This is a genomic window from Protofrankia coriariae (assembly GCF_001017755.1).
GTDB classification, from domain to species: domain Bacteria; phylum Actinomycetota; class Actinomycetes; order Frankiales; family Frankiaceae; genus Protofrankia; species Protofrankia coriariae.
Genome location: NZ_JWIO01000015.1, coordinates 47,439 through 57,491 on the forward strand (window position 1 = coordinate 47,439; position 10,053 = coordinate 57,491).

The window sequence follows — 10,053 nt, forward strand, 5'->3', positions numbered from 1 at the left end:
CCCTCCCGCCAGCGCTGGCGGTGACGGTGACAACGGCAGTGACGGCAGGCAGGCAACGACGGTGGCGATCTGCGGTGACGACGCGGCGGCGTTGCGGGTCACCAGCGAGCTCGTCCGGGACGTCGGCGGCGTACCGGCCGTGCTGGGGCCGCTGGACCGCGCGCGTCAGCTCGAGGAGGTCGCGGGTTTCGTCATCGGCCTGGCGTTCGCGGGCTTTGATCCCGCCTCCGCCGTTCCCCATGTCCCGACGCGGACCATACCGGCTTAAAATCGAATACCGACTTAGAATCGAATACCGGAAAATTCCTGAAGATCAAGTCGCATACAGACTCTCGGTCACCTTCATGCGATGTCGCTCCAGGTCGAAGGCGGGCGGGGACGGCGCTGAACACAGCTCATCATCCGCATGATCTGCCGTTCGCCGGCATCGTCTACTGTTCGGTGCGGGTGCGCCGAGATCTGCGCCGGACGGGCCTGCCCGGCGGGCCATGCGGTACCGGACGAGTCGGGCGCGGCGGATGGGGGCAGACTTGCCATATGAGCCCCACCAGCCGTGGCCGCGGGAGCAGGCGGAGGACTTCCTCCAGGGACGCCAGGAGCGGGTCACGCCCCACTGTGCCGCCCACGTCGGACACCCCGGACACGCTGGACGCCTGCGACTGCCCGCAGTGTTCGGGCGGCGACGAGCTGGATCTGGTCATCGACGGGCTGCTCGCGAGCGGGGAGCTTCTGCTCACCGTCGACGACCCGATGGAGGCGGAAGCTCTCGGCGCGACGTTGCTCTCGGCCGGTGACCTGATCGGTGAGGAGGCCGAGGAGGCGTTCGTCCGCGGGCTTGTCCCGGCGTTGGAAACCGCGGGCACCGCGGAGGCGCTGGCGACGCTGCTGGCGATCGGTTCCGTCGCGCCAGGCCGCCTCGGCACGGCCGCGGGCGACGCCGCCGACCGTCTGGTCGAGGACGGCATCGTCCGCCCGGTATGGGCGGACGAACTGGAGGCACCGGTGACGGCCGGTGACTTTCAGCGCCTGAACGACGATCAGGGAGAAGCGTCGATGCTGGTCTGCTCGTTCCATCGAGCGGGACGCGGGCACGCCGTCATCATCAATGTCGACCACAACGACTGCGGCGCCGCCGTCGACATTCTCGTCCTCGACGCCGACAAGCTATCTGAAGCAGTCGAAATGCTGCATACCGTTGCCAGTGCCGACGGCATCCGGATCAGGGCCGAAAGCCTGAGCCCGGAGGAGTTCCGCTGGCAGGCCGAGAACGCCCTCGCCGCCCGGGCGGTGCACGACGCGGGCGACGTCGCTCTCAACCTGGCCGAATTTCTCGACGGCGATGACGACAACGACGGCCCGGCCTATCCGGCCCTGGCGATGCTGCTACGGGCCCGGCTGGCAACCCTGCCGGAGCCCAGCAGGCCGCCCGCGCCGCATCCCACCGACGACGAGGACGGCCTCGGCCTCGACCCCGGCATCGACCCCGGCCTGACGCTGCTGGAGCGGCGGGCAGGCGGCGCGGGCCTCGTTCGCGGCGGCCGGCCGCTGCCAACATCCGGTGGCCCCGTGCTGATCCCTGACGGCTTCGCACTGGCCCCGCCCAGCATCGCGCCGTCGGTGGCGCTGCCGGCGAAACGGAAGAAGGCAGCCGGACCGGCGCCGATCTACCAGATCAAAGTGGGTCTGCGTGGTACAAAACCGCCGATCTGGCGCCGGCTGGAGGTGCCCGCCGACATCCGTCTCGAGCGGCTGCACAACGTCATCCAGGCCGCGTTCGGCTGGTACGACTCCCATCTGCATGTCTTCGAGACCCGGTACGGCAGTTTCGGCCGCCCCGACGCGGAGCTGGACTACCGCGCCGAGGCGGCGGTGACGCTGGAACAGGTCGCACCCACCTCGAACGACAGGATTCTTTACACCTACGACTTCGGCGACAGCTGGGAACACGACGTCCTGGTGGAGAAGGTTTTCAGCCCGGACCCGGCGGTGCGCTATCCCCGCTGCACCGGCGGGCGCCGCGCCGCCCCACCGGAGGACTGCGGCGGTATCTGGGGGTATGTCGAGCTGCTGCAGGTGCTGAAGAATCCCGACCACCCCGAGTACGACGAGAAGCTGGAATGGCTGGGCGTCGACAACGCCATCGACTTCGCCCCGGAGCGGTTCGACGCCGCGGCGGTCAACCAGGCGCTGTCCGCCATCCACTGACGCTCACCGTCGCCACGGGAAGAACCGTCTGGACGGAAACCCGCCAGCCCGCAGGTCAGGCGGCTGACAGACCGGTGTTCTCGAAGACGAGCGAGGGCGTCCTCGCCCCGGTCGGCCGGGGCCGGCTGGGATGCGGGAGAGTACGCAGCGCGTCGAGTGCGGGTTCGACGAACATGGCCCACTTCTCGGTGGGGAGATCCCACAGCTGCGACCACGTCCGGCGCTGGATCTGATCGACGACGGCCGCCGGAGTTGCCGGCCCGCCGGAGCGGTCGATGGCGAAGTCCGCGACAAGGCGCAGACCGCTCTGCGCCGCGAGGCGGATGACGGCATCCGGGGCGTCCGGACGCGGTGAGCCGCCCGTCAGCCCGTTGTTCATCGACCGGATGATCTCTGAGATGTCGGAGGTGACGACCGATTCCCCGGCGCCGGCGACCGCGAGCCGGCCGCCCGGCCGCAGCACCCGGGCGACCTCACGCAGGACAGCCGGTATGTTCCCGACGAGGTGCAGGACGTGGACTGCGACGCACGCGTCAACGCTGCCGTCGGCGAACGGGATCGCCGAGGCGTCGGCTCGCGCGATACGCCCCGGAATTCGACGGTGGGCGTGGGCGAGCATCCGCTCGGAAAGATCGATACCGGTTACCGACCAACCACGCTTCGCGAAGACACTGGCGATCAGCCCGGTACCGACTCCGATCTCCAGCAACGCTCCGGCGGGCAGGTACGGCGCGAGCGCGCCGGCGACGAGATGCCCACGCTCGGCTCCGCCGCGCGTCGCGTCGTAGCGGTCGGCCATCCGGTCGAAGTTCACGGGCTCCGGCATGCGCCCAGAATAGGCGGAGCCGGTCAGCCGCCAGCACATCCCGATCCCCGGTCGGACCCGGCAGGGGCACGAATCCGGTCAGGCGAGCGCGCTGATGCCTGCCGGAGACGACCCGCGGCCGGTCATGCCGTCGCGGTGCCCTCGTCGTCCGGACGGGGGTCTGCCCACCATGGCAGCAGGATGAGCTGGAAGGTCGCCCCGCCTCCCGGGGTCGGCCGGTACTCAACCCGTCCGCCGTGCGCGGCGGCGACGGCCGCCACGATGGACAGGCCCAGTCCGGTCCCGCCGCCGTCCCGGGAACGACCCGTGTCGGCCCGGTAGAAACGTTCGAAAAGGTGCGGGACGGCGTCCTCGGGGACGCCGTCCCCGTGGTCGATCACCGAGATGACGACCTCACCGGTTCGGCTGTCCTCCGCCGGGCCCACGCCGCGGTGGGCGGCCGGATCCGGGCCTGCGGCGCCGGCCCCGCCCGGTGCCGCAACAACGGATATCGCGGTGCCGGGCGGGGTGTGGACCACGGCGTTGCGGACGAGGTTTCCGACGGCCTGGCGCAGCCGTCCCTCGTCCCCGGCCACCTCGAGGATCGACGGCACCTCGTCCTCGATCGTCCGGTTCGGGTTGACCGCCCGGGCGTCGGTGACGACGTCACGGACCATGGCCGAGACATCGACGGGCTGGCGTTCCAGCACCGGCCGCTGGTCCAGCCGGGCGAGCAGCAGCAGGTCGTCGACCAGGACGCTCATCCGGGCGGACTCCTCCTCGATGCGGCGCATGACCGTCGCGAGATCCTCGGGCCGGTTCGCGGCGCCCCGGTGGAACATCTCGGCGTAGCCGCGGATCGAGGTCAGCGGGGTCCGCAGTTCGTGGCTGGCGTCCCCGACGAAGCGGCGCAGCCGCCGTTCGGATGCCTCACGGGCCTGGAAGGCCGCCTCGATCCGGGTGAGCATCGCGTTGAAGGTGAGCCCGAGCCGCCCCACTTCGGTGCGGGGGTCGGCGTCGGCGACCCGTTTCGTCAGGTCACCCCGTGCGATCAGGTCCGCGGTCTGTTCGATCCGGATGAGGGGACGCAGGCCAAGACGGATGATGACGTAGGCCGACACGGCCAGCGCGGCCAGCATCACCGAACTCGCGACGATCTCGATCCTGGTGACGTTGTCGAGAGTGGCGTCCATCTCCGTGAACGGCACGGCGACGACGAGGACGTCCGCGTTGTCGAAGCGTTCGGCAAGCATCCTGAACCGGCTCCCACCACCCTGGGCGGGCACCGTCCACAGCGGGACGGTCGCGAGGTCCGGATGGGTCTGCGCGGTGGCGAGCAGGCTCGGTGTGACGTCCGGACGCCGGGTCGGAGTGCTCGGGCCGCCGGGGCTGGGACTGGGGCTGGTCTCGGCCAGTCGGCGGCCGCTGCCGTCATACAACGCCCCGTAGGTGCCGACCAGGAACGCGCTGCCGAAACGTGGGTCATGGTCGTCGGAGTCGCCCCCGCCGGAAGCGCGCTCGCCAAGATCATAACCACCTGAGTCGCCGGAGCCGCGGTCACCGTATCCGCTGGCCCGCAGGAGCGTCTGTTCCATGACCGGATGGGCATCGCGTACCTGCTGGTCCAGCCGGCCGCGCAGGTAGGTCGCCACCGCGCCGTGTGTACCGGCCGCGCCGAGGGCCATGCCGACCGCCAGCAGACCCACCAGAGCCAGCAGCAGCCGGGCGCGCAGCGACATGACCGGTCCACTCAACGCGGCAGACGCAGAACGTAACCGACGCCACGCACCGTATGGATCAACGATGGCGGAACAGGGTCGATCTTGCGCCGCAGATAGCTGATGTAGGTCTCCAGGACCCGTGCCTCCCCGCCGAAGTCGTGCCCCCAGACGTGGTCGAGAAGCTGGGCCCGGGTGAGCACCTTGCGGGCGTTCGCCAGCAGGTAGTGCAGCAGGCGGTACTCGGTGGCGGTCAGCTCCACGTGCCGCCCACCACGCCGCACCTCTCGGGTCTCCGGGTCGAGTTCGAGATCGCTGAAGCGCAGTGGCCCGGGCGCGCTGTCGGCGGCCCCGGCCCGACGCAGGATCGTGCGGACCCGGGCGACCAGCTCGCTGACAGCGAACGGCTTCGTGACGTAGTCGTCCCCGCCGAGGGTCAGCCCGTGCACCTTGTCCTCGGTGGCGTCGCGGGCTGTCAGGAACAGGGTTGGCATGCCCCGCCACGAACCGCGCAGCCGCTGACAGAGCGTGAACCCATCGATGTCGGGGAGCATGACGTCCAGCACGAGCAGGTCCGGTGGTGACAGCGCGACCCGGGTCAGCGCCGCCTGTCCGGAATGCACGGCGTGCACGTCGAAACCCTCGTAACGCAACGCCATGACGACAAGATCGGTGATCGCCTCCTCGTCGTCGACGACGAGAACTTTGAGCGGACGCTCCATCCGCCCAGTCTCACCCGTCTCCCGCGTCGGGCCAGTCATCCGGGCCCGGCAGCGGTGGGAGTGGACCGGGTGAGTGCGGAGGAAAGCCGCTCTGATGGGTGCATATCCGGCGGTATGATGCCGTTGGACGGCGCGGACGCGGTGGCGGCCACCTGACCGGGGAAGCCGGCCGAACGGGCCAGCCGACCGGTGGCGTCGACCGTCAGCCAGGCCCATCCCTGCCGGGCGAGATCGGCGAGCAGGGCCGGCGCGGCGTGGCCGGCGGCCAGGGCGGCCGTGGCGTAGGCGTCCGCCAGGGTCAGGTCCGCCCCGACGATGGTGACCGAGGCCAGCGCACTCGCCGGGGTCCCGGTGCGCGGGTCGACGACGTGTCCGCCCCGCTCCGAGACACCGGACGTGGCGACGGCGAGATCCGTACCTTCGACCACCGCGACGAGCCGGGCCCGCTCGAAGGGGTCGGCGATCCCGACCCGCCAGGGCCGGCCCGTCCCCGAGGCTCCCCGGACCAGCAGGTCTCCGGCCGCGTTGACGCAGTGGTCCGGGGCGCCGGCGTCGGTCAGCGCCCGGGATGCCGCATCGGCCGCCCAGCCCTTGACCAGACCGGTCGGATCCAGGGTGCCGTCCACCCGCCAGGCCGGGTCGAAGCTTCCGCCGGTCCGCTCCCGGCAGGCGTCGGCTGTCCGGTACACCTCGCGGACGTGGTCCGGGCAGTCGTCGAGGCCGATCTCGCCGCGCCGCAGCCGGGAGACCCAGGAGCCCGGCAGGAAGGTGCTGAAGTCCTCGTCCGCCCGGTGCAGCACCGCGACCGCCGCCGCGATCGCCGTGTCCAGTTCCGACGGGCCCAGTTCCGCGGCGTCGGGCAGGCGGCGGATGTCGATGCTGACGACCGTGCCCATCACCGGTTCGGCGTGGACCCGGCCCGGCCGGCTAGGCACCGGCCCTGTCCAGGGCGGACTGGACGGACTGCGCGTAACCGTAGCTGGTGTAGGAGGCCCCGGAGACGGTGTCGATCCGGGCGCTCTGGGCGTCGAGCACCTCCTGGCGCAGGATCGGCACCGCCCAGTTGTTGATCTCAATATCACGCCGCTCCCGGTCCGGTAGCCGCAGGGCCACCACATCAGTGATCGTCTTTCCGCTCAGGACGACCTGGACCTGCACGGAGCCGTAGCGGGTGCTCACGGCGTCGCCCGTCACCGTCTGGGCGGTGGCCGTACCCGATGGGCCCGAACCCGACGGCGAACCGGCGGAGCCTGGTCCGGATGAGCTCGAACCGGAGGAGTTCGAACCGGACGAACCGGCGTCGCCGGACGCCGAAGTCGAGTTGCCGTCACCCGAAGCCGACGTCGGAGCCGTAGCCGGAGCCGGAGCCGGGTCGCCCGTCGTGGCGGGCTGCTGGCTCGCCCCGGCTGTGGCCGGCGTGACGGCGAGCGCCACGGGCCGCTCACCGGGCCCGGTCGCGGTCTTCGCGCCGACCGCCAGGGCGACGGTCGCCATCAGCGCGGCGAAGCCGAGCCGCGCCCGGTAGGGCTTTCCGGCATTCTCGTTCATCTCAGCGTGAACTCCTCGGTGTGGATCTGCTTGTCGGACAGCCCGAGGCCGCGCAGCGCCTGGACGACCGCGCGTGTCATCCCGGGGGGGCCGCAGACGAAGACATCCCGTTCGGCGACGTCCGGCACGGCCGCGACGAGGAAACGCGCCGCCAGCGGGTCGTATCCGAGGTCGTGCCGGGAACCGACCACGCGGTGGACGATCAGCCGTCCGTTGCCGGCCAGCCTCTCGAACTCCAGCCACAGGATGAGATCGTCCGCCCGGCTGACCCGGTGCACCACGACGACGTCGTCGCCGCGGGCGAGCAGGTCCTCCGCGAGCGCCCGGACCGGTCCGATCCCGCTGCCCCCGCCGACGAGCAGCGTCCTGCCCCGGGTGGCGTGCTCGGCGGTGAAGTGCCCGAACGGGCCTTCGGCCACGACCGGGGTGCCCGGCCGCAGGTGGGCGATCGCGCGAGAGTGGTCGCCCGTGGCCCTGACCGTGATGCGCAGCCGGTCCGGCCGCGGCGGGGCGGACAGCGAATAGGGGTGCGCGCTGACGAGATGCCCGCGGACGGCGAACCGCCAGAGCAGGAACTGCCCCGCCACCGCGCCGAGACGATGCAGGTCACGGCCACGGATCCAGACCGAGACGACCCCGGGTGCCTCGTGGACCACCCGCTCCACCGTCATCCGGTGCCGGGCGACGGCCACCGCCGGCAGGACCAGCCGCCAGACGACCAGGCAGGCGGCGACCGCCAGGTACATCCCCTGCCACAGCAGCCGGTTGACCGGATGGCCGACGAAGTCCACGCCGGTCGCCGTCTGGTGGGAGTACACCAGGAGCACGGCAAGGTAGACGGTGAGGTGCAGCAGATACCAGGCCTCGTAGGAGACGCGCCGCCGGACCGCGCGGGCGCTGACCACCCCGACGGCCACGAACAGCAGGGTGCCGACGGTCGCCTTCCACATCTCCGGGTAGGTCGTGACCACTGTGACGAGCTCGGACAGTGGCTGATGATGCGTGGTCAGGCCGTAGCCCCACACCGTGAGCAGGATGTGGACAACGATGAGCAGCACGACGTTCGTGCCCAGCCCGCGGTGCCAGGCCGCCAGCCGGTCGAACCCGACCGCCCGTTCGAGGACGGGGATCCGCGCCATGAACAGGAGTTGCACGAGCACCAGGTAGGCCGCCAGCAGGCCGCTGACCCGGCCGGCCGCGGTCATGGCGGGCCCGGCACCGTGGACGCTGGACGCGGAGGTGTCGAACCACCACAGGGCCACGACCACGACTCCCCATGCCGCCAGGGCGAGCCGTACGGCGAGCCCCGGCGACCAGCGCGGCGGCACGGGCCGGCCGCGGGCCGCGCCCGACACGACCCGGCCTCCCGGCAGGCGCGGGGGACCTGGTTCCCGCGTGGGCGTCGCCGCGCCCACGCGGCTCGATCCGCGCGTCCGTGTCCCGCCGGCCGGATACCGCGTGAAGCTCATGGACACGGACGATGACCGCGGAAGCTGGGAACATGCTGTGAAGAGCCTCAGAACTTGCCGGGACTTCCACAGGCCTTCCCATCTTGATCACAAAACTTGATCGCAGGACTTCTGACCGGCCGCAGGCGTCCTGACGAGATGTTGACGGCTTCCGACGCAGGCGGCGAGGGACCGGACCGCCGGGTCGGTTAGTGGACCGTGTCGGATTGGAGATAGCACAGCGGCGACGCAAAAATCACCCTTGGTAGCCAAGCCCGAGGTCGTCGTCTTGGGCCACGCACAGGGGGAGGCCGGTCATGGCGCGTTCTGGTTGGGACCAAAGCCAGTGGATCGACTACGACGCATACGTCCTGAACGTCTTTGCGGGAGGCAGCACGGCCTGGATCGAGTACCGCTACACGATTGGCTATGTCGGATGGCGGCGGATCTACACCGAGCCGGACCCGACCGAATCAGAAGTCCTGACAATCGCCACCGCCGCCAAGGCTTCCGGCCGACCGGTACGTGTCCGGGTGACCAACAGCAGTGGCCCCGGCGGCACAGCCGAAATCGTCGCCATTCAGACACTGTGACAAAGGAGCCGTGACGCTGTGGCCAGGCTTTCACCCGGGCAGGAAACGGAAACGACACCGCTCGGCGCCGACCTCCGACCCTTCACCGACGGTGACTACATAGCCGTGCCCGACCGGATCCGTCCTGACGATCTCGCGGAGCCCGGACCGACAGGCGCGGACGTGCGGACCGTCGACGGCGTCGACCGAGCGGCGCTCGCCCTGCGGGACGCGGCCGGCGACGAGCCGCACCCGCTGGGCGCGGTTCTGCGTCCCGCTCCGACGGAACAGCAGAACTGATCTTCACCTGCCCGTTCTCGCCTTTTCTTTTCTCCTCTTCTTCTTTCTTTCTTTTCTCTCCTCCTCTTTCTGTTTTCCTCTTTCTGGCCAGGTGAAGGCCCGGAGCCCCACGTCCGCGCACCCCCGGCCCTGAGCTCTCATCTCCCGCAGGACCACGGCCTGCCGGCCGGACGGAGGGCGGCCGGCAGGCCGTGGTAGGGGATCCCTCCCTACCGGGTGGGCTTCGTTCCGATGACGACGGTGGCGTTCAGCTCATCGGACGTGACCACCTGTGGGAGCAGCCCGTTGCGGGCGACGGTTTCGACGGTCCGTGCCGCCTGCCGCCCGCTGGTCTCGACCAGCAGGCGGCCGCCCGGCGCCAACCACTGTGGCGCCTCGGCGGTCACCCGCCGTAGGACGTCAAGCCCGTCCGCACCGCCGTCGAGTGCCATCCGCGGCTCGTGGACACGGGCTTCGGGAGGCAGCAGCCCGATCTCCTCGGTGGGCACGTAGGGCGCGTTGGCGGCCAGGATGTCGACGCGTCCCCGCAGCGCGACGGGCAGCGGCTCGTAAAGATCGCCCTCGTACACCTGGCCTCCGGCGCCGGCAAGGTTGCGGCGGGCGCACCGCACCGCGGCCGGGTCGAGGTCGGCCGCGTACAACTCGACCGCGTCCAGGGCCGTAAGCAGCGCGACGCCCACCGCGCCCGAGCCGCAGCACAGGTCGACGACGACCGCCGCCGGCCGGTTTGGCGGC

10 protein-coding genes are annotated in these 10,053 nt (G+C 70.8%); 3 read left to right on the forward strand and 7 right to left on the reverse strand.

The annotated features are described in order from the left end of the window. Positions 1–615: 615 nt before the first annotated feature. Complete coding sequence (locus FrCorBMG51_RS11575; protein WP_235433500.1) at positions 616–2,205, forward strand: plasmid pRiA4b ORF-3 family protein; 1,590 nt, start codon at positions 616–618, stop codon at positions 2,203–2,205. Positions 2,206–2,260: 55 nt separating this feature from the next. Here FrCorBMG51_RS11575 and FrCorBMG51_RS11580 read toward each other — a convergent pair whose 3' ends face one another. From FrCorBMG51_RS11580 to FrCorBMG51_RS11605, 6 genes are all read right to left on the reverse strand, one after another. Continuing rightward, positions 2,261–3,031, reverse strand: coding sequence for a class I SAM-dependent methyltransferase (locus FrCorBMG51_RS11580; RefSeq protein WP_047223123.1), 771 nt, complete (start codon positions 3,029–3,031; stop codon positions 2,261–2,263). Positions 3,032–3,153: 122 nt separating this feature from the next. Continuing rightward, positions 3,154–4,749 (reverse strand): sensor histidine kinase, encoded by a 1,596-nt coding sequence (locus FrCorBMG51_RS11585; RefSeq protein ID WP_047223085.1) that lies wholly within the window; start codon positions 4,747–4,749, stop codon positions 3,154–3,156. Between the two features lie 11 nt (positions 4,750–4,760). Further along, positions 4,761–5,450, reverse strand: a complete 690-nt coding sequence (locus tag FrCorBMG51_RS11590; RefSeq protein WP_235433501.1) for a response regulator transcription factor — start codon at positions 5,448–5,450, stop codon at positions 4,761–4,763. A 35-nt stretch (positions 5,451–5,485) separates the two neighbouring features. Then, positions 5,486–6,346, reverse strand: a complete 861-nt coding sequence (locus FrCorBMG51_RS11595) for an FAD:protein FMN transferase (RefSeq protein WP_047223124.1) — start codon at positions 6,344–6,346, stop codon at positions 5,486–5,488. Between the two features lie 31 nt (positions 6,347–6,377). After that, entirely contained in the window at positions 6,378–6,998 is a 621-nt protein-coding gene (locus tag FrCorBMG51_RS26715; protein WP_086055392.1) for an FMN-binding protein, read from the reverse strand. After that, positions 6,995–8,353 (reverse strand): ferredoxin reductase family protein, encoded by a 1,359-nt coding sequence (locus tag FrCorBMG51_RS11605; RefSeq protein WP_047223126.1) that lies wholly within the window; start codon positions 8,351–8,353, stop codon positions 6,995–6,997. Before FrCorBMG51_RS11605 ends, FrCorBMG51_RS26715 begins: the two co-directional genes overlap by 4 nt. Before the next feature lie 410 nt (positions 8,354–8,763). Between FrCorBMG51_RS11605 and FrCorBMG51_RS11610 the strand changes: the two genes are divergently transcribed. Both FrCorBMG51_RS11610 and FrCorBMG51_RS11615 read left to right on the forward strand, forming a co-directional pair. After that, entirely contained in the window at positions 8,764–9,039 is a 276-nt protein-coding gene (locus FrCorBMG51_RS11610; RefSeq protein WP_047223087.1) for a hypothetical protein, read from the forward strand. 18 nt (positions 9,040–9,057) lie between these two features. Continuing rightward, the gene (locus FrCorBMG51_RS11615; RefSeq protein WP_047223088.1) at positions 9,058–9,318 is read left to right on the forward strand and encodes a hypothetical protein; all 261 of its coding nucleotides are present in this window, start codon (positions 9,058–9,060) and stop codon (positions 9,316–9,318) included. A gap of 209 nt (positions 9,319–9,527) precedes the next feature. Here the strand turns inward: FrCorBMG51_RS11615 and FrCorBMG51_RS31090 are convergent. Further along, positions 9,528–10,053: putative protein N(5)-glutamine methyltransferase (locus tag FrCorBMG51_RS31090; protein ID WP_235433502.1), on the reverse strand; the 526-nt coding region annotated here is incomplete at its 5' end.

Excerpts from the sequence above, each read along its gene's own strand:
- FrCorBMG51_RS11580 (WP_047223123.1), bottom strand. The coding sequence starts at position 3,031 with ATGCCGGAGCCCGTGAACTTCGACCGGATGGCCGACCGCTACGACGCG.
- FrCorBMG51_RS11585 (WP_047223085.1), bottom strand. The coding sequence starts at position 4,749 with ATGTCGCTGCGCGCCCGGCTGCTGCTGGCTCTGGTGGGTCTGCTGGCG.
- FrCorBMG51_RS11590 (WP_235433501.1), bottom strand. The coding sequence starts at position 5,450 with ATGGAGCGTCCGCTCAAAGTTCTCGTCGTCGACGACGAGGAGGCGATC.
- FrCorBMG51_RS11595 (WP_047223124.1), bottom strand. The coding sequence starts at position 6,346 with ATGGGCACGGTCGTCAGCATCGACATCCGCCGCCTGCCCGACGCCGCG.
- FrCorBMG51_RS26715 (WP_086055392.1), bottom strand. The coding sequence starts at position 6,998 with ATGAACGAGAATGCCGGAAAGCCCTACCGGGCGCGGCTCGGCTTCGCC.
- FrCorBMG51_RS11610 (WP_047223087.1), top strand. The coding sequence starts at position 8,764 with ATGGCGCGTTCTGGTTGGGACCAAAGCCAGTGGATCGACTACGACGCA.